The sequence below is a fragment of the Sphingomonas sp. AC435 genome (assembly GCF_979253005.1).
On the sequence record NZ_CEEDCJ010000004.1, the window covers coordinates 156,173 to 174,123 of the forward strand.

Consider the following 17,951-nt stretch of genomic DNA (forward strand, 5'->3'; position numbering starts at 1 on the left):
GATGCCGCTCGTCACCGCGCCGCTCGGCATCCGCGAAGCTTCGCTGACCGACATCCGCGAAGCGGCGCGGATCGACGCGTTCGTGCGGGACACGAAGGGCGCGACGCCGTTCCACCTGACCGGCTGGAGCCGCGCGGTCGAACGCGGCTGTCGCCAGCGCGCGCGCTATCTGGTGGCAGAGCGTGCGAACGGTACGCTGGCGGGAGTCCTGCCGCTGACCGAGATACGGTCGCTGCTGTTCGGGAAGGCGCTGGTCTCGACCGGGTTCGGCGTCGGCGGCGGCGTGCTCGGCGAGGGTGTCGAGGCGCTCGCGGCCGGCGCGTGGGACCTTGCGACGCGGCTCGGCTGCCCCGACGTCGACCTGCGCGGCGGCCCTGCGCCTGCGGGCTGGACGATCGACAACGCCACCTATGTCGGCTTCGTCCGCGCCCTGGGGGCCGATGCGACGGCCGATCTCGCCGCGATCCCGCGCAAGCAGCGTGCCGAGGTTCGACGTTCGCTCGGCCTCGACCTCACGGTGGAGACGGGCCGCGATCCGGCCACGCATCATCGCGTTTACGGCGAGTCGGTGCGGAATCTCGGCACGCCGGTCTTCCCGCCGGCGCTGTTCCGCGCCGTGCTCGACGAACTCGATGCCGACATCCTAACCGTCCGGCACGCCGGCGTGCCGGTCGCCAGCGTCCTGTCGCTGTATTTCGGCGGCACCGTCTTCCCCTATTGGGGCGGCGGCACGGCGGCGGCGCGGGGGCTGCGCGCCAATGATCGCATGTATCTGGCGTTGATGAGCCACGCCCGCGACCGTGGCTGCACCCGTTTCGATTTCGGGCGTTCCAAGACCGGCACCGGCGCGGCGGCGTTCAAGAAGAACTGGGGATTCGACCCCGTGCCGCTGGCCTACGCCCGCTGGCACGAGGGGAAAGCGCGCAGCGTCAATCCGCAGAACGCCAAATACCGGATGATGGTCGCTGGCTGGAAGCGCCTGCCGCTGCCGGTCGCGCGTCTCGCCGGGCCGTGGCTGTCGCGGGGCCTCGGGTGACCGACCTGCTGTTCCTCGCCCACCGTGCGCCGACCGCGCCGGATCGGGGCGACCGCATCCGCAGCTACCATGTCCTGCGCCATCTCGCTGCGCGTGCCCGCGTCCACGTCGTCGCCTTCGACGAGGGGTATGCACCGCGCCCTGTGCTCGATCTGGCGAGTTGGACCGTGATTCCGCGCACGAAGACGCGCGTTCGCGCGGTGGCGGAGGCGCTGGCGACCGGCCGCCCCGTATCGCTCACCGCCTTCGCCGACCCGCGCCTGACTGCCGCGCTCGCCGCGCTGCCGCCGGTCGACGCCACCTACGTCTTTTCGGGCCAAATGGCGCAGCACGTGCCGGTCGGCGCGACGACGATCATGGACTTCGTCGATCTCGACTCGGCCAAGTTCGCACAGCAGGCGGACGCCGCGCATGGCCCGACGCGCTGGCTGCTCGCACGGGAGGCGAAGCTCCTCGCCCGGTTCGAACGCAATATCGCGTCTCGTGCAGGCTCAACGCTGTTCATCAGCGATGCGGAGGCGGCGCTGTTCCGGTCGACGGGCGGGCAGGGGCACATCGCAGCGATCGGCAACGGCATCGATGCGCGCCACTTCGACCGCGCCGAAGTCGTGCCCGTCCCGAGCAAGCGTCCGCTGATCGTCTTCACCGGGCAAATGGATTACCAGCCGAACGTCGATGCGGTGACGTGGTTCGCCGATCACGTGCTGCCCCGCCTTGCCGCCGATTTCGCGATCGTCGGTCGCGCCCCGACCGCCGCCGTCCGCGCGCTCGGTAGACGCGAAAATATCGTCGTCACCGGCGAGGTTCCCGACACCCGTCCGTGGCTCGCCGCCGCGTCGGTCTGCGTCGCCCCGCTGCGACTGGCGCGCGGCGTCCAGAACAAGGTGCTGGAGGCAATGGCGATGGGGTGCCCTGTCGTCGCCACCCCGCAGGCCGCGGATGGTATCGACCACGGCGACACCATCCGCGTCGCTGAGCCGCGCGATTTCGCCGCCGCCTGTGCCGCGTTGCTCGCCGATCCCGGCACCCTCGGCGTCGAGGCCCGCGCCCGCGTGCTGTCGCATTATGACTGGGCGGCCCGGCTTGCGCCGCTCGACGATCTGCTGGGGATCGTTCGGCCGCTCGCCGCATGACATCGCTCGCCATCAGCCCCACCGACACGACGGGCCCTTGGCCGCGTCACCTCGGCGTGCTCGCGGGCGTGGCGGCGATGATCCTCGCGCTGTTCGCGAACGATGTTGCGCAAATGACCGGCATCTGGTGGACGAGCACCACCTACGGCCACTGCCTCTTCATCGGCCCGGTCGTCGCATGGCTGGTCTGGACCCGCCGCGCCGACCTCGCCACGCTGACGCCGGTCGCGTGGTGGCCGGGGCTGGTGCTGGTCGCGGTGGGCGGGTTAGGCTGGCTTTTGGGCGATGCGGGATCGGTATCGCTCGCCCGCCAGCTCGGCCTTGTGCTGATGCTGCAGGGGGCGGTCGTGACGCTGCTCGGCCCCAATGTTGCGAGCGGGCTGCTTTTCCCGCTGTGCTATGCGCTGATCCTCGTGCCGTTCGGCGACTTTCTCGAACCGCAGCTACAGGCGGTGACCGTTGCGATCGTGATGCCGCTGCTTCACCTCGTCGGCGTCACGGCATCGGTTGACGGTGTCCTGATCCACGCCGGCCGCTATCATTTCGAGGTCGCGGAGGCGTGTTCGGGCGCGAAGTTCGTCATCGCCATGTTCGCCTTCGGTATCCTCGTCGCCGCGACCTGTTTCCAATCCTGGCGGCGGCGGGCGGTGTTCATGGTCGTCGCGCTCGTCGTGCCGGTGCTGGCCAACGGTGTCCGCGCCTGGGGGACGATCTACGCTGCCGATATCTGGGGCATCGAGCGCGCCACCGGGCTCGATCATATCGTCTATGGCTGGCTGTTCTTCGGCTGCGTCATGGCCGGCGTCCTCGCACTCGGCTGGCGCTGGTTCGATCGCGCACCCGACGCGCCGGTGTTCGGCTCGCGCCGCCTGCAAGCTCCGCCCCGGTTTGTAGCCCCTCTGGCCTTCGCCGCCGCCCTGACGCTCGCAACCGCTGCCCTGTTCCCCGCCTGGAGCGGCGCGATCGCCGGCCGGGCCACCGTGTTGCCGCAGACCACCGATCTTCCGCCCGTCGCCGGGTGGAGCGTAGCTTCGCCCGATCGCGAAGCGCCGTGGCAGCCGCATCACCCCGGCGCCGACCGCAGACTGTTCGGCCGCTACACCGACGGGCGCAACAGCGTCGATGTCGGCGTCGCGATCTATTTCGACCAGCATGAGGGCAAGGAACTTGTCGCGTTCGGCACCGGCGTGCTTCAGGAGGAAGACCGCTGGGTCCGCGTCGCCGATCTGCCCTCCGTCGCAGGCGGTTCCGCGATGCGGATCGTTGCGCCGGGGCCGGTGGAGCGGACGGTCGCGACATGGTACCGCGTCGGCTCTACGGTCACGGCGGACGAGCGACGGGTGAAGCTGGAAACGATGCGCGCGCGCCTGATGGGCGGCAATCAGGTCGCGGTGGCGCTGCACATCGCCGCGCCCGGCGACGACGACCCGGCGGTGATCGCGCGATTCGTTGCAGCGGCGGGCGGCCCCGATGCCTTGATCGAGCGGACGCTGCGCTAGCATGTGCGGCATCGCGGGGATCTTTCACCCCGGCATTCCCAAACCCGTCGACCCCGCCCGTGTCCGGCGAATGCTCGACGTGCAGGCGCATCGTGGGCCGGACGGGCAGGGGGTGTGGACCGCGCCCGGCGTCGCGCTTGGCCATCGCCGGCTGTCGATCATCGACCTCGCCGGCTCGCCGCAGCCGATGGCGGACGGTGCACTGACCGTCACCTACAATGGCGAAATCTACAATTTCGCGGCCCTGCGCGCCGAGTTGACGCAGAAGGGCGCACGCTTCCGGACGGATGGCGATACCGAGGTGCTGCTCCACGGCTGGCGGCATTGGGGCCCGGCGATGCTCGACCGGCTCGACGGCATGTTCGCCTTCGCGATCCACGACACCGACGCCGGCACGCTCTTCCTCGCGCGCGATCGGTTTGGAGTGAAGCCGCTGCATTATGCGGAACTGTCGGACGGCAGCGTCGCCTTCGCGTCGGAACTGAAGGGGTTGCTCGCGCACCCGTTGCTGCGGCGCGTGCCGGACATATCCGCGGTCGAGGATTACCTCGCCTACGGGTACGTGCCCGACGACACCTGCCTCGTCGCGGGCGTGCGCAAGCTCGCCGCCGGTCATACGCTGCTCCTACGCCGCGGCCACCCGCTGCCCGCGTCCACCCAATGGTGGGACATCAGCTTCGCCGATCGCGCCATTGGCAAGACCGATGCGCTGGCCGAGGAACTGATCGAGCGCATGCGCGCCGCCGTGCGCAGCCGGATGGTCGCCGACGTTCCGCTTGGCGCGTTCCTGTCCGGCGGCGTCGACAGTTCCGCGGTCGTCGCGCTGATGGCGGAGGCGTCGCCGCGCGCGGTTCGGACCTGCACGATCGGCTTCGACGAGGCGGATCATGACGAGCGCCGCTTTGCCATCACGGTTGCGAAGCGTTTCGCCACCGACCATGTCGATCGCATCGTCGATGCCGACGACTTCGGACTGATCGACACGCTCGCCGGCCAGTTCGACGAGCCGTTCGCCGATGCGTCCGCGCTCGCGACGTGGCGCGTCTGCGCGCTCGCCCGCGAGAGCGTCACCGTCGCACTGTCCGGCGACGGTGCCGACGAGGCGCTGGCTGGCTATCGCCGCTACAAGTTCCACGCTGCCGAGGAACGCGCGCGGGGCCTGTTCCCCGCCGATTTCCGTCGAACCGTATTCGGCACACTCGGGGGCATCTACCCCAAGGCCGATTGGGCTCCACGCCCCCTGCGCGCCAAGTCGACGCTGCTCGCGCTCGCCAGCGATGGCGACGAGGCTTATGCCCGCGCCGTCGGCGTCACCACGCCGGAATGGCGCGCCCGCTTGTTCACCCCCGCCGCCCGCGCCGCCTTTTCCGGACATCGTGCCGAGGATCGCTACGTTGCGGCGATGCGCGCCGCCCCCGCGCGCGACGCGCTCGACCGGGCGCAATATGCCGATGTGAAGATCTGGCTGCCCGGCGACATCCTGACCAAGGTCGATCGCACCAGCATGAGCGTCGGGCTGGAGGCGCGCGAGCCGTTGCTCGACCACCGTCTCGTCCAGTTCTGCGCCACGCTGCCCGCATCGATGCGGCTGCGCGGGGGTGAGGGCAAATGGCTGATGAAGCGCGCGCTCAAGCCCTATCTGCCCGACGATCTGCTCCACCGCCGCAAGATGGGCTTCGTCACGCCGGTCAGCGCGTGGTTCCGCGGACCGCTGGCCGAGCAAGCGGCCGCCCTGTCGCGTTCCCGCAGACTGACCGAAACAGGCTGGTTCGACATGCCGACGATCGCGCAGATGACCGCCGACCACCGCGCGGGCCGGGCGGAGCATGGCCGCACGCTGTGGCAATTCATGATGCTGGAACGCAGTCTGGGGCGGCTGTTCGGCTAGCGGAGAGGCTTGAACGGCGCGCAAAAGAAAGCCTCCCCCGGTCGCCCGGAGGAGGCTTATTCAAACCTCGGCGAGAAGGATCAGGCGAATAGCTTCGCCCAGCCGCGCTTCGCACGGTCCTTCCAATGGCCGCGGTGATAGGCGTCGGACGCCAGCAGCGGCATTACCGAACCGGCTTCCGCGAACACCATCTGCTCGATGCCGGTGTTCACCTTGCCCCAGCTCGCCGCTTCCTGCAGCGTCGAGGACGAACAGGCACCGTCGCGCACGTCTGCGACGGTGATCTGCACCGCGTACTTGTGCACCGCGACGTCCTCGTGGCCCAGGATTTCGGCGCAGACGACCGTGTCCTGTATGAAGTTCTTCGGCACGCCGCCGCCGATCATCAGCAGGCCGGTGGTGCCCGCCTCGATCTTGATCTGCGTCAGTTCCCGGAAGTCCGCGATCGCATCGAGCAGCAGGTACGGCTTGCCGGCCTTGGCCCGGTCGACCTGATGCTTGACGAGGCCGAAGCCCGCCGAAGAATCGACAAAGGCCGGGCAGAAGATCGGCACGTCATGCTCGTACGCCAGCTTGACGAGGCTGTTGTCCTTCTTGCCGTGCTCGACCAGGTACTTGCCCATCTCGCGGATGAACGCGCGGCTCGAATAGGCCTTGGGCTCCAGCGACTCCGCGATCTCGAAGATCGTGTGGTCGACGTTCTGGAGCGCCTCCTCGTCGATATACGTGTCGTAGATGCGGTCGATGTACAGCGACCGCAGCGTATCGTCGTCGGGGATTTCCAGCGCCTGATAGTGCTTGTGGCCAAGCCCTTCGAAGAAATCCATGTCGACGATGGTCGCGCCGGTGGCGACGATGCAATCGACCATGTTGTTGCGGACCAGCTCCGCATACAGGTCCATGCAGCCGCCCGCGGAGGTCGATCCGGCGATGACGAGGCAGACCGTGCAGTCCTTGTCGGCCAGCATGTCGTTGTAGATCTTCGTCGCGCGACCCAGGTCGCGGCTGGTGAAGCTCATGTCCGCCATCGCATCGACGATCGGGCGCGCGTCGAAGCTGGTGATGTCGATATGCTTGACCTGCTTCGACAGAAGCTCGGCCTTGCGGGTATCGTTGATCGGCGCGTTCGCCGCGGCGGTCTTGTTCAGGGTATCGGTCATGGCTGGCCCTTGGCTATCCAGAACCCGTCGTCGTTCGAAATGGGGACGCGGAAACCCAAAGCCGCCCCCTCCACGCAACCGCGCGGAGGGGGGCAGAACTGCAATATAGGTAAGCCGTTACAGCTTGACGACGTTCGACGTCATCTCAAGCTCGGCGGGAACGTACAGCGACACCATCGGCTCGTCGTCGACCATCACGGTTTCGTCGCAGCCGAAGCCGTTGAAGGCGGTACGCATCGCCGCGCCATATGCGCCGAGCATCCCGATCTCGATATAGTCGCCCGCGTTGACGTCGGCCGGCAGCAGGAACGGCCCTGCCATATGGTCCATGTCGTCACAGGTCGGACCATAGAACGAGAAGGGATGATCCCGCACGGTCGATTCCGGCTCGCGCAGCAGCGTCGTCGGGAACTGCCAGCCGAGATGAGCGGCATCGAACAGCGCGCCGTACGCCCCATCGTTGATGTACAGCTCGTTGCCGCGGCGACGCTCGACGCGCACCACGACCGACGAATATTCCGCACACAGCGCCCGGCCCGGCTCCGCCCACAATTCCGCCGAATAGCTGATCGGCAGGGACTCGAACGCGCGGTGGATCGTCTCGAAGAAACGTTCCAGCGGCGGCGGCTCCATCCCCGGATAGGAAGAGGGGAAGCCGCCACCCACGTCGATCACGTCAACCGTCACCGCCGCGTCGACGATCGCCGCACGCACGCGCTCCATCGCCGCCGCATAGGCTTCCGGCGTCATCGCCTGGCTGCCGACGTGAAAGCAGATGCCCAGCGCGTCCGCCGCCTGGCGGGCCGCGAACAGCAGTTCCTTCGACTCGCCTGGGCCGACGCCGAACTTCGATGCCAGCGACAGCTTCGAATGCTCGGACGACACGCGCAGCCGGACGCACAGCGCCAGATCGGATGCGTTGCGGGTGGCGCGCATGATCTTCGCCAGCTCTTCCATGCTGTCGAGCGAGAAGGTGCGGACGCCGTGCGTGAAGTACGCCTCGGCGATCGCTTCCTCGGGCTTGACCGGGTGCATGAAACAGCAGGTCGCCTCCGGGGCCACCGACTTCACCAGACGAACCTCGGCGATCGACGCCGTGTCGTAATGGGTGATGCCGTTGTCCCACAGGATCTGGATCAGGTCGGGTGACGGATTCGCCTTCACCGCATACATCGAACGGCCCTGGAACTTCTCGACGAAGAACCGGGCGGCCCGCGCAGCGGCGTGGGGACGAGTCAGCGTCACCGGATCGACCGGTTTCCGCTTGGCGATGTCGATGCCTCCACGAACGACGGAGAGGACGGTCGAATGGGCTTTCGCTAGCCCCAGCGCGCTATGGTGCTTGTGCAATTCAAGGGACCTCCAAGTGCCTGACGGCTACGGTTCGAAAAACACTGCCTTGCGGTTGGAAGTCCCATGGGGCAGCGGAAGCGCGATCTATGGGCGCGCGCCCTCCATGTAAAGCGGCTTGATGAAGGAGTCGGCAAAGAGTGACGATTTTGCGACAGCCGACGCGTGCGGGCGTGCGCGACGCTGCGGCCAAACTGGCGCAGGTGGTACCGCCGACCCCGCTCTACGTCGCTGAAATCAGGGGTGTTCCGGTAGCGCTCAAGGCTGAGTCGCTGCAACCGATGGGGGCGTTCAAACTGCGCGGGGCATGGCACCGCCTGACCGCGCTGGACGAGGCCGCCCGGCGCCGCGGCGTCGTCGCTTTTTCATCCGGCAATCACGCGCAGGGCATTGCGTGGGCAGCCAAAAAGCTCGGCATCGCCGCGACGATCGTGATGCCGTCGGACGCGCCCCGGTCGAAACGGGAAGGTACGCTCGCGCTGGGGGCGGAGGTGGTCGATTACGACCGAGCAACCCAGAGCCGCGAACAGATCGCCGCACAACTGGCGGAGGCGCGCGGCAAGACGCTCGTCCCCAGCTTCGACGATCCGTGGATCATCGAGGGGCAGGGCAGTTGCGCGCTCGAAGCCGCGACCCAGATGGTGGCGGCGGGCCTGCCCTCACCGGCGCACGTCGTCGTTCCCTGCGGGGGCGGCGGTCTGGCGGCCGGTACGGCGCTCGCCCTGCCGGACGCGCGTGTCACCGTCGTCGAGCCGGAGGGCTGGGACGACATGCGCCGCAGCCTGGAGGCGGGCTGGATCGAGCCGGTCGGCCCCAATCCGCCGCCGACCGCCTGCGATTCGCTCCAGACCCCGCGTGTGTCGCCGCTGACGTTCGACGTCCTCTCCCGTCGTGGCGCCGAGGGCGTCGCGGTGTCCGAGACGGAGATCGCCGCCGCGCAACGCTGGGCTGCCGAGCGCCTGCGCCTTGTCATCGAACCCGGCGGGGCAGTCGCCCTGGCGGCACTGCTGACGGGCAAGGTCGCGCCCGCCGCCGGAACGCTCGCGATCCTGTCCGGCGGCAACGTCGACCTCACCGCCTATGCCAAGGTCTTGGCGGGATGACCGGCCCGCTGGGCACGATCGCCTCTGCCGCCCCGGCGATCGCGATGTTGGGTTGCTTCGCGTGCGTCGCTGGCGGTGCCGTCCTGATCGTCCGCCAGCGCAACTACTTCAAGGGTGCGCTGATGCTGGTGATGGCCGCGGTGCTGCTGGGGAACGTGCTGATCTGGACGATGTGAGCGGGAGGCAATTGCCGGCGACCTCCCGCAGGCTTCGCGGACTTCCGCTTAGTCTCAGGGAGCGCTGGCGATGTCACGGCCCGCCGGGGGCCAAGCCCGCGTCGTCGGACGGCGCGAAGCGCCGCCGGCCGGGCAAAGGGCGCGCATTTCGCGCACCCTTTGCCTCACTTGATCGGCGACTTCGGGTCCAGCCGCATGTCCAGATACTTGTCCACCGACCCCATCAACTCGGGCATCTCATGCTCGAAGAAGTGGTTCGCCTTCGGGATCGTGTCGTGATGGATGGTGATGTGCTTCTGCGTGCGCAGCTTGTCGACCAGCTTTTGGACGGCGCTGGGCGTCACCACCTCGTCCGCCTCGCCCTGGATGATGATCCCAGACGAGGGGCAGGGCGCGAGGAAAGTGAAGTCGAACATGTTCGCAGGCGGCGCGATCGAGATGAAGCCGCGAATCTCCGGCCGCCGCATCAGCAACTGCATGCCGATCCACGCGCCGAAGCCGGTGCCCGCGACCCAGGTCTGCGACGCCTCCGGGTGGAAGCTCTGCACCCAGTCGAGCGCCGACGCCGCATCGGACAGTTCGCCGATGCCGTTGTCGAACGTGCCCTGGCTCTTGCCGACCCCGCGGAAGTTGAAGCGCAGGGTCGCGAAACCGCGCCGCTGGAACGTCTTGTAGAGTTCCTGCACGATCCGGTTGTTCATCGTCCCGCCGGCGCTGGGATGCGGGTGCAGGATCATCGCCACCGGCGCGCGCGGACGCGGTGCGGGGGCGAAGCGCCCTTCGAGACGGCCTTCGGGACCGGGGAAAATGACTTCGGGCATAAGAGACTCGTCCGGGAAAGCGCGACCGAGGTGGAGCGCGGAAACTGGCGCGCTATATAGGCACGGTCCCTTCTTTCGCAAACGAAACGGCCCACCCGCTTGTCCCGCATCTATCTCGACCATGCCGCGACCACGCCGATGACCCCCGCCGCGCGTGCCGCGATGGCGGAGGCGGCCGCGACCTGGGCCAATCCGTCGTCCCCGCATGCGGAGGGCCGCGCCGCCCGCGCCGCGTTGGAGGATGCGCGGCGCCGGATCGCCGCCGCGTACGGCTGGACCGGCGAAGTGATCCTGACCAGCGGCGCGAGCGAGGCGCTGGCGCTGGCCTTGACCCGCACGCAGGTCGCGCATCACCGCATCACCGCAGTCGAGCACGACGCCGTGTTCCGCGCGGCCCCGCAGGCGGAGGTGCTGCGCGTCGGCACCGACGGCCAGCTCGCCGCGATCCCATCCGCGGCCGACACGCTGACCTGCGTCCAGTGGGCGAACAGCGAAACCGGCGTGCGCCAGCCGATCGCAGCCGTCGCCGCCGCGATCCACGAATCGGGTGGCCTGCTGCTGGTCGACGCCGCGCAGATGCCCGCCGGCGTCGACGCGGACATCGCGAAGGCGGATTTCGTTGCCGTCTCCGCCCACAAGCGCGGCGGCCCGCCCGGCATCGGCGCGCTGCTGGTCCGCGATCTCGCCACGCTGATGCCGACCGGCGGGCAGGAGCGCGGCTACCGGCCGGGAACGGAGAACGTGCCCGCCGCGATCGGCTGGGCCGCGGCACTGGCCGAGCCCGAAGACGTGCACGCGTTGAAGTCCCTCCGCGAACATCTCGACGATGCGATCCTGCGCTCGGGCGGCGAGGTTGTCGCCGCCGCAGCAGCGCGCCACCCCGCGATCGGATCGTACCGGCTACCGGGCGTCGCCTCCGCCGCGCAACTCATCCGTCTCGACCTCGCCGGGTTCGCGGTGTCGGCCGGCAGCGCGTGTTCGTCGGGCAGCATGAAGCCGAGCCACGTCCTCGCCGCGCTGGGATACGCAGAGGAGGCCGGTCGCGAGGTCATCCGCGTCAGCTTCGGCCGCACCACGACGGCGGCAGAGGTCGACGCCTTCATCGCCGCGTGGCGCAATGTTGCCCGCGCCACGCACAGCTTCGCGGCATGATCTACCTCGACTATCAGGCGACGACCCCGCTCGCGCCCGAAGCGTTCAAGTCGATGCTGCCGTGGCTGCGCGACCAGCACGCCAATCCGCATTCCGCGCACCGCCCCGGCCGTGCTGCCAAGGCTGCCGTTGAAGTCGCTCGCGCCGAGATCGCCACGTTGCTGCCGCCGGGGGGGCGCGTCGTCTTCACCAGCGGCGCGACCGAGGCGCTGAACTGGGCGATCAAGGGCAGCCGCCGGCCGATCACCACGATCGCCACCGAGCATGCCGCCGTGCTCGACACCGTCGCGACGGTCGGCGACGCGACGATCCTGCCGGTCGATCGCGACGGCCGCGTCGCGACTCCGCCGGCGAGCCACGAACTCGTCGTGGCGATGCTCGTCAATAATGAGATCGGCACGATCCAGCCGCTGGACGCAATGCGCGGCGCACCGCTGCTCTGTGACGCCGTTCAAGGCTTTGGCCGCGTGCCGATCCCCGATAACGTCGACCTCGTCGCCATCTCCGCGCACAAGATCCACGGGCCGAAGGGGACCGGCGCGCTCTGGATTCGTGACGGCCTCCACCTCGAACCGCTGCTCCACGGCGGCGATCAGGAGGGCGGTCGTTCGGGCACGCTCTCGCCCGCCTTGTGCGCGGGCTTCGGCGCTGCCGCTCGCCTGATGCGCGACCGGGCCGTTCAGGACGCCGAGCATGTCGAACGGCTCTGGTCGCTCGCCACCGACCGGTTGAAGGGGTGGACGATCAACGGCTCGACCGAGCATCGCTACCGCGGGAACCTCAACGTCCGCCGACCGCGGCTCGATGTCGCGCGGTTGATGAGCGACTGCCGCGACATCGCTTTTTCCGCGGGTTCGGCCTGCGCCAGCGGCTCCGGCCGGCCTAGCCATGTGCTGCGCGCGATCGGACTGACGGATGCGGAGGCGCGCTCGTCGATTCGGCTCGGCTGGGGCCGGTACACGACGGAGGCGGAGCTTGGCGACGCGCTCGACCGCCTGATCGCCGCCGCGGACGCGCAGGCATGATCCGTGTCCGCCTGGAGTCGCCTGACGGCATCGTCGTGGAAGCGGAGGGCGCGGACGGTGCCCGCCTGCTCGACGTGGCCCAGGCCGCCGGTATGCCGCTGGAGGGAACGTGCGACGGCGACATGGCCTGCGCGACGTGCCACGTGATCGTCGCCGCCGACGATTTCGCCCGACTGCCACGGGCGACGGAGGCGGAGGAAGACCTGCTCGACCTCGCCCCCGTCGCGACCCGCACCAGCCGCCTGTCCTGCCAGATCCGGCTCACGGCCGCGCTCGACGGCCTGAGGGTGCGCGTCCCGGCAGAGTGAAGGTGCGCAACCTCAGTACCCGGCATGGACCGGTCCCGTCTCCCCACGAAGGGGGGATCCAGTACTGTGCTCCCGCCTTCGCGGGAGCACATGGATGCCGGGCAGGTGTCACCGCGGGGGTGGGCTGCGCGTCGACGTGTTTCGGGGTTCACATGCCCAAACCACCGACAAAGCTGACGATTCCACAACGGCGGGTTCAGCCACAATGCATCGGCCGGGGTCCATCTCCCCTTCATGCCCGCACCGGGAAGCGGGTCAGTAAAGGAGTATGGAGCCATGAAGATCATCGCATCGATGAAGATCGTGATGGGTGCCGGCCTGATCGCCGCCAGCGGCCTCGCCACCGCGACGCCGGCCGAGGCGCAGCGCTGGGACCGCGACGGATACGGGCGCGGCGGCTATGATCGCGGTCACGATCGGGATTACCGGGACGATCGCCGCGGCCGCCACTGGAACCGTGGCGACCGCTGGGATCGCGGCGACCGCTGGCACCGCGGCAACGCGCGCTGGGATCGCGGATCGCGCTGGGGCGGCCGGGATTATCGTCGCGGCCGCACCGTGTGCCGCTACGACCGGACGCGTCATGGACCGGTCCGCAACTGCTATCAGGTCTATCGCTGATCCCATTTGACCGGATCGGGCCGGATGGAACGGGCGCGTCGCCCGGACATTCGGCCCCGACCGGGAGCTAGAAAAGGAAAATCGTCATGACATTCAAGTTCGTTCTCGCCGCCGCGCTCGCCGTCGTCGGTGTGTCGCCGGCGCTTGCCAGCCCGGCCGCCGCCGCACCCGTCGCGGCCACCGCACCGCTGTCCGCCGCCGCATGGGAGCCGCAGCGCACCATCGTTCACGAGCGCACCGTCGTACGTCGCGGACCGGGCTATGGCCGCCACGGCTATCGCGACCGCGTCCGCACCCGCCGCGTGTGCACCAACCGCTGGCGTCACGGCGAGCGCGTCCGCGTGTGCCGCACGGTGCGTCGCTACCGCTGACGACTTGATCGCGCCGCCCGGCTCCGCCATAGGAGCCGCGGGAGTCGGGCGGACGTGGTCGTCGCCAACCCGGTCAGGTCCGGAAGGAAGCAGCCGCAACGATTCCGCCACGGGTCGTCCCGGCTCCCACCGCGCAGTCAGCGAGAGCGCAGCAAGCTGCGCCACGCTGACAAGCGCGGCCGGCGGGCGAAGCCCGACCAACGGCGCGGCTTCTGCGCAGCAAGCGAGAGCACGTCTCGACGTGCCACGCGCGCAAGCACGGCCAGCGGTGCGCAGCACCGTCTGACGGCGCGGCTTAGCCGCGACGCCCCTTCTGTTTTCCTAAACGTATACTGGTGACCGCGAAGCATCTCGTTCGCGGAAACCTCCCAGCCCCTCCCCAAGGGGAGGGCAGAAGTAGAGTACCAACCACAAACCTGTCCTACGCCCCCCACATCGTGCATACCGACACCGATGCCAGCCACAGCGCCGATCCCCGCAAACACCCTCCTGACGCCGGCCGTCCGCGCCTCTATGTGGAGACCGATGGAACGCCTCCACTTCCTCCACTTCGATGCCGCCCGTGGCTGATTCGTTCGATCTTGGCGAGCCGCCCCAGCCGGTGAAGCCGGAGGCGTACCGCGTCCTAGCGCGCAAATACCGGCCGCAGACGTTCAATGAACTGATCGGCCAGGACGCGATGGTCACCACGCTGGGCAACGCCATTGCGCGCGACCGGCTGGCGCATGCGTTCCTGATGACCGGCGTTCGCGGGGTCGGCAAAACCTCGACCGCCCGGTTGATCGCGAAGGCGCTGAATTGCATCGGTCCGGACGGACAGGGCGGCCCGACTATCGACCCGTGCGGTGTGTGCGAGCCATGTCGCGCCATCGCCGAGGGGCGGCATATCGACGTCATCGAGATGGACGCGGCCAGTCACACCGGCGTCGACGACGTGCGCGAGATCATCGACGCGTCTCGTTACGCCGCCGTTTCCGCACGCTTCAAGATCTACATCGTGGACGAGGTCCACATGCTCTCCAAGAACGCCTTCAACGCGCTGTTGAAGACGCTGGAGGAGCCGCCCGCGCACGTGAAGTTCCTGTTCGCCACGACAGAGGTGAACAAGGTTCCAATCACCGTCCTGTCGCGCTGCCAGCGCTTCGACCTGCGCCGCATCCCCGCCGACAAGCTCGCGAAGCATTTCGCGGAGGTCTGCGAGAAGGAGGGCGTCGTTGCCGAACCGGAGGCGCTGGCGCTGATCGCGCGCGCGGCCGAGGGCTCCGCCCGCGACGGCCTGTCGATCCTCGATCAGGCGATCGCCCATGCCGGGCTGGAAGGTGGCGGCGTCACCGCCGATGCCGTCCGCCAGATGCTCGGGCTGTCCGATCGCGGCGCGGTGCGCGACCTGTTCGCGATGCTGCTGGCGGGCGACTCTGCCGGCGCGCTCGGCTCGCTGCGTCGCCAGTACGACTACGGCGTCGATCCCGTCGCGGTGCTGCGCGCGCTGCTGGAAACGGTGCACGGCGTGACGCTGTCCAAGGTCGGCGGCACCGACGATCCCGCGCAGGCGGTGGAGGAACGCGCCGCACGCACGGACTGGGCCGCGAACCTGTCTTTCCCGGCACTGCACAGGCTGTGGCAGTTGCTGCTCAAGGGCCATGACGAGGTCGCGCACGCGGCGCTGCCGATCGAGGCGGCGGAGATGGCGCTGCTGCGCGTCATCCATGCCTCCAGCCTGCCCGATCCTGGCGAACTCGCCCGCCGTCTGGCCGGAGCGCCCGAGGCTGCACCGACGCAGGCTCCTGCACCGGTGCCGGTAGCACCGCCCGCACCGGCATCGTTGGTGCCCGCCGATTTCGCCGCGCTGGTCGATGCGCTGGACGAGGGCGGCCAACTCGCGCTGGCGGCGCGATTGCGGCACGGTGCGCGGCTGGTCCGCTATACGCCGCCGGAGATCGTCTTCAGCGGCTCACGGCCGATCGCCACCGACACACTGGCGGAACTCGCCGCCGCGCTGAAGGGTATGACGAAACAGGTGTGGAAGCTGTCGCTGGACGATGTCCCCGGCGAGCCCACGCTGAACGAGCGCCAGCTCGCGGCCGACGCGGCGGAGCGGCAGGCTATGCTCGACACCCCGCTCGTCCGCGCCGCGCTGGCCGCGTTTCCGGACGCCGAACTCGAATGGCCCAACCAACGGAGCACCGCATGAAGAACATCGACGAAATCCTGGCAATGGCCGCCAACGTCCAGCAGGAACTCGAAAAGGCGCAGGCGAACCTCGATACCATCGAGGTCGAGGGTGCGTCGGGCGGCGGTCTGGTCAAGGTCAAGGCATCGGCCAAGGGTCGGATCATCGGCATCGCCATCGACGATTCGCTGATGCAGCCGTCGGAAAAGGGCATGTTGGAGGATCTGCTCGCCGCTGCGTTCAACGACGCGCGGGCAAAGGCCGATGCGGTTTCCGGCACCGAAATGTCGAAGATGACGAGCGGTTTGCCGCTGCCGCCGGGTTTCAAGCTGCCGTTCTGATCCCGCGTTCCGACCCAAAACGGGGCGGTCGTTACGCTACGGGAACAGCCTGTGCGGGTGCGGCGTTGGAGGCCGCACCAGTAACAGGGAGAGTATCATGGCAGACGAACGCATTGTGAGCAGCGACACCGCACCCCACACGACGGTGATCGAGCGGCGTGGCGGCGGTGGCACCGCGATGATCGCGGTCGTGCTGCTGATCGCCGTCCTGATCGGCGGCTTCTATCTGTTCAGCCGCCAGGGCGCGCAGAACAGCAAGGACGCCGCGATCACGTCTGCGGCGAAGAGCGTCGGCGGTGCGGCCGACAAGGTCGGCGACGCGGTCGGCTCGGGCAAGGAATAAGGAAAAGAGGGAGCGGCTGACGCCGCTCCCTCCGAACCGGTCAGGCGAAGGCGATCTTCGCCGACCGACGACGCAGCGCCCCGCCGGCAAGGCCGACACCGGCGATCATCATCGCCCAGCTGGCCGGCTCCGGCACGCCCGGCGTCGGCGTGAACGTCGTGATGACGAACTGCGAACCGTTAGTTCCCAGCGCCTGGAAAACGCCCAGGCCGCGCAGGCCGTTGCTGAAATCGGCATAACCGGTCGACCCGATCAGCTCGTTGCCGAACACCGTCGCCTGGCTCGGGCTGTCGACATCGATATCCCACACGAACGACTCACCGACGGCGAAATTCGCGAAGGTGAACGCCAGACTGGTCACACCGTCGGCGAACGACGACGGCCCGGTATAGCCCGTCGTCGCGGCACTGCCGCCAGCCGGGTTGAACGCCACCGAGTTGTCGAAACCGAAGCCGCCATTGACCGTGTCGAAGCCGAACGGCGAGATCAGGCTGATGCCGAAACCCACGACGGTTTCGCCGCCGGTCGAGGTGTTGCTGATCGTGAACGGCTGCGAGAACGTGTCGCCGACGATCTGGAACGTCAGACCGCCATCCGCAGCGGCCGGCGATGCCGCAGCGACGGCGGCAAAAAACAACATAGATGAAAGTGTCGTACGCATGATGATTTCCCCTGTTCGAGTCGCAAAGCAACTCTCAAGGACAGGTACTCCTCAATTGCGACATAACGAAGTACTATTTCGTTGCGGATGCAGACCTCATCGAGTCTAGGGGCGAAGGCAAGAGTCCATGCCATTGCGCCGCACTACCCCGATATAGCGGCTCAAAACATTTCCGTGCCGCCGCACGGATCCTCTCGGAGAAATTGCGGCGCGCTTCTTCGGCAGCGGTAATACCGCAGCAATTCTCGCTGCTTCTGTCGGTGACAGTTTTGTGGCGTCGTGTCCGAAATACCGGATCGCCCCGGCATTCGCGCCATAGGTTCCGATGCCGGTTTCGGCGATATTCAGATACACTTCCATGATCCGCCGCTTGCCCCACAGCGTTTCGATCAGCACGGTGAAATAGGCCTCCAGCGCCTTGCGGATGTAACCGCCGCCCTGGAACAGGAACGCGTTCTTGGCGGTCTGCTGGCTGATCGTCGAACCGCCGCGGATGCGTCCGCCCTGCGCGTTGCGCCATGCCGCATTGGCGATCGCGCCGAAGTCGAAGCCGTGATGCGCGCAGAAGCCGGAATCCTCGCCCGCAATCGCCGCCCGCGCCATGTCGGGGTCCATCTCCGACAGCGCCATCCAGTCCTTCGTGACGCTGCGCCCGCCAACGACATCGCCCAGCATCGTGAAGGTGAAGGGCGGCGGCACGAACCGGTACACGCCGACCCAAAGGACGGACACCGCGACGAAGATCAGTGTGGCCTTCAGCAGCCAGCGCAGGACGATAAACATCGCCGCTCCT

19 protein-coding genes and 1 other RNA gene are annotated in these 17,951 nt (G+C 68.3%); 15 read left to right on the forward strand and 5 right to left on the reverse strand.

The window, feature by feature from the left end:
• The first annotated feature begins 1 nt into the window (after position 1).
• From AC0CH8_RS09760 to AC0CH8_RS09775, 4 genes are read left to right on the forward strand one after another with little or no spacing between them, the layout of a single operon-like run.
• The gene (locus AC0CH8_RS09760) at positions 2 to 1,036 is read left to right on the forward strand and encodes a FemAB family XrtA/PEP-CTERM system-associated protein (protein WP_465239720.1); all 1,035 of its coding nucleotides are present in this window, start codon (positions 2 to 4) and stop codon (positions 1,034 to 1,036) included.
• On the forward strand, positions 1,033 to 2,169 hold the full coding sequence (locus AC0CH8_RS09765) for a TIGR03087 family PEP-CTERM/XrtA system glycosyltransferase (protein WP_465239721.1): 1,137 nt from the start codon (positions 1,033 to 1,035) through the stop codon (positions 2,167 to 2,169). Before AC0CH8_RS09760 ends, AC0CH8_RS09765 begins: the two co-directional genes overlap by 4 nt.
• Entirely contained in the window at positions 2,166 to 3,668 is a 1,503-nt protein-coding gene (gene xrtA, locus AC0CH8_RS09770; protein ID WP_465239722.1) for an exosortase A, read from the forward strand. Before AC0CH8_RS09765 ends, xrtA begins: the two co-directional genes overlap by 4 nt.
• A gap of 1 nt (position 3,669) precedes the next feature.
• A complete protein-coding gene (locus AC0CH8_RS09775; protein WP_465239723.1) occupies positions 3,670 to 5,556 on the forward strand; it encodes an XrtA/PEP-CTERM system amidotransferase in 1,887 nt (628 codons plus the stop codon).
• A gap of 80 nt (positions 5,557 to 5,636) precedes the next feature.
• Here the strand turns inward: AC0CH8_RS09775 and AC0CH8_RS09780 are convergent, their stop codons facing one another.
• Together AC0CH8_RS09780 and AC0CH8_RS09785 are read right to left on the reverse strand one after the other, a co-directional pair.
• Positions 5,637 to 6,716, reverse strand: coding sequence for a 1,9-bis(guanidino)-5-aza-nonane synthase (locus AC0CH8_RS09780; RefSeq protein WP_204200511.1), 1,080 nt, complete (start codon positions 6,714 to 6,716; stop codon positions 5,637 to 5,639).
• A gap of 117 nt (positions 6,717 to 6,833) precedes the next feature.
• Positions 6,834 to 8,066 carry a type III PLP-dependent enzyme gene (locus AC0CH8_RS09785; RefSeq protein WP_465239724.1) on the reverse strand — a complete coding sequence of 411 codons (1,233 nt, stop codon included), beginning with the start codon at positions 8,064 to 8,066 and terminating at the stop codon, positions 6,834 to 6,836.
• 140 nt (positions 8,067 to 8,206) lie between these two features.
• Here AC0CH8_RS09785 and AC0CH8_RS09790 point away from each other — a divergent pair, with 140 nt between their 5' ends.
• Both AC0CH8_RS09790 and AC0CH8_RS09795 read left to right on the forward strand, forming a co-directional pair.
• Positions 8,207 to 9,169 carry a threonine ammonia-lyase gene (locus tag AC0CH8_RS09790; protein ID WP_465239725.1) on the forward strand — a complete coding sequence of 321 codons (963 nt, stop codon included), beginning with the start codon at positions 8,207 to 8,209 and terminating at the stop codon, positions 9,167 to 9,169.
• Entirely contained in the window at positions 9,166 to 9,345 is a 180-nt protein-coding gene (locus AC0CH8_RS09795) for a hypothetical protein (protein ID WP_465239726.1), read from the forward strand. The genes AC0CH8_RS09790 and AC0CH8_RS09795 overlap by 4 nt, the downstream gene beginning before the upstream one ends.
• A gap of 164 nt (positions 9,346 to 9,509) precedes the next feature.
• Here AC0CH8_RS09795 and AC0CH8_RS09800 read toward each other — a convergent pair whose 3' ends face one another.
• A complete protein-coding gene (locus AC0CH8_RS09800) occupies positions 9,510 to 10,166 on the reverse strand; it encodes an alpha/beta hydrolase (protein WP_204200515.1) in 657 nt (218 codons plus the stop codon).
• Between the two features lie 138 nt (positions 10,167 to 10,304).
• On the opposite strand from AC0CH8_RS09800, the gene AC0CH8_RS09805 reads away from it, so the two are divergent.
• The 9 genes from AC0CH8_RS09805 (at position 10,305) to AC0CH8_RS09845 (ending at position 16,497) form a co-directional block, all read left to right on the forward strand.
• Positions 10,305 to 11,318, forward strand: coding sequence for a cysteine desulfurase family protein (locus AC0CH8_RS09805; protein ID WP_465239971.1), 1,014 nt, complete (start codon positions 10,305 to 10,307; stop codon positions 11,316 to 11,318).
• Positions 11,315 to 12,343, forward strand: coding sequence for a cysteine desulfurase family protein (locus tag AC0CH8_RS09810; protein WP_465239728.1), 1,029 nt, complete (start codon positions 11,315 to 11,317; stop codon positions 12,341 to 12,343). Before AC0CH8_RS09805 ends, AC0CH8_RS09810 begins: the two co-directional genes overlap by 4 nt.
• Positions 12,340 to 12,651 (forward strand): 2Fe-2S iron-sulfur cluster-binding protein, encoded by a 312-nt coding sequence (locus tag AC0CH8_RS09815; RefSeq protein WP_465239729.1) that lies wholly within the window; start codon positions 12,340 to 12,342, stop codon positions 12,649 to 12,651. Before AC0CH8_RS09810 ends, AC0CH8_RS09815 begins: the two co-directional genes overlap by 4 nt.
• 276 nt (positions 12,652 to 12,927) lie before the next feature.
• A complete protein-coding gene (locus AC0CH8_RS09820) occupies positions 12,928 to 13,272 on the forward strand; it encodes a hypothetical protein (RefSeq protein ID WP_465239730.1) in 345 nt (114 codons plus the stop codon).
• Positions 13,273 to 13,358: 86 nt separating this feature from the next.
• Positions 13,359 to 13,643 (forward strand): hypothetical protein, encoded by a 285-nt coding sequence (locus AC0CH8_RS09825; RefSeq protein ID WP_204200520.1) that lies wholly within the window; start codon positions 13,359 to 13,361, stop codon positions 13,641 to 13,643.
• A gap of 36 nt (positions 13,644 to 13,679) precedes the next feature.
• An RNA gene (gene ffs / locus AC0CH8_RS09830) (signal recognition particle sRNA small type) lies at positions 13,680 to 13,777 on the forward strand.
• Positions 13,778 to 14,196: 419 nt separating this feature from the next.
• Positions 14,197 to 15,834 (forward strand): DNA polymerase III subunit gamma/tau, encoded by a 1,638-nt coding sequence (locus AC0CH8_RS09835; protein ID WP_465239731.1) that lies wholly within the window; start codon positions 14,197 to 14,199, stop codon positions 15,832 to 15,834.
• Complete coding sequence (locus AC0CH8_RS09840; protein WP_055847587.1) at positions 15,831 to 16,154, forward strand: YbaB/EbfC family nucleoid-associated protein; 324 nt, start codon at positions 15,831 to 15,833, stop codon at positions 16,152 to 16,154. Before AC0CH8_RS09835 ends, AC0CH8_RS09840 begins: the two co-directional genes overlap by 4 nt.
• Before the next feature lie 97 nt (positions 16,155 to 16,251).
• The gene (locus tag AC0CH8_RS09845) at positions 16,252 to 16,497 is read left to right on the forward strand and encodes a hypothetical protein (RefSeq protein WP_465239732.1); all 246 of its coding nucleotides are present in this window, start codon (positions 16,252 to 16,254) and stop codon (positions 16,495 to 16,497) included.
• A 40-nt stretch (positions 16,498 to 16,537) separates the two neighbouring features.
• Here AC0CH8_RS09845 and AC0CH8_RS09850 read toward each other — a convergent pair whose 3' ends face one another.
• Together AC0CH8_RS09850 and mtgA are read right to left on the reverse strand one after the other, a co-directional pair.
• Positions 16,538 to 17,137: a PEPxxWA-CTERM sorting domain-containing protein gene (locus AC0CH8_RS09850; RefSeq protein ID WP_465239733.1), complete on the reverse strand. Its 600-nt coding sequence runs from the start codon at positions 17,135 to 17,137 to the stop codon at positions 16,538 to 16,540.
• Positions 17,138 to 17,263: 126 nt separating this feature from the next.
• On the reverse strand, positions 17,264 to 17,941 hold the full coding sequence (gene mtgA, locus AC0CH8_RS09855; protein WP_465239734.1) for a monofunctional biosynthetic peptidoglycan transglycosylase: 678 nt from the start codon (positions 17,939 to 17,941) through the stop codon (positions 17,264 to 17,266).
• Positions 17,942 to 17,951: the final 10 nt, after the last annotated feature.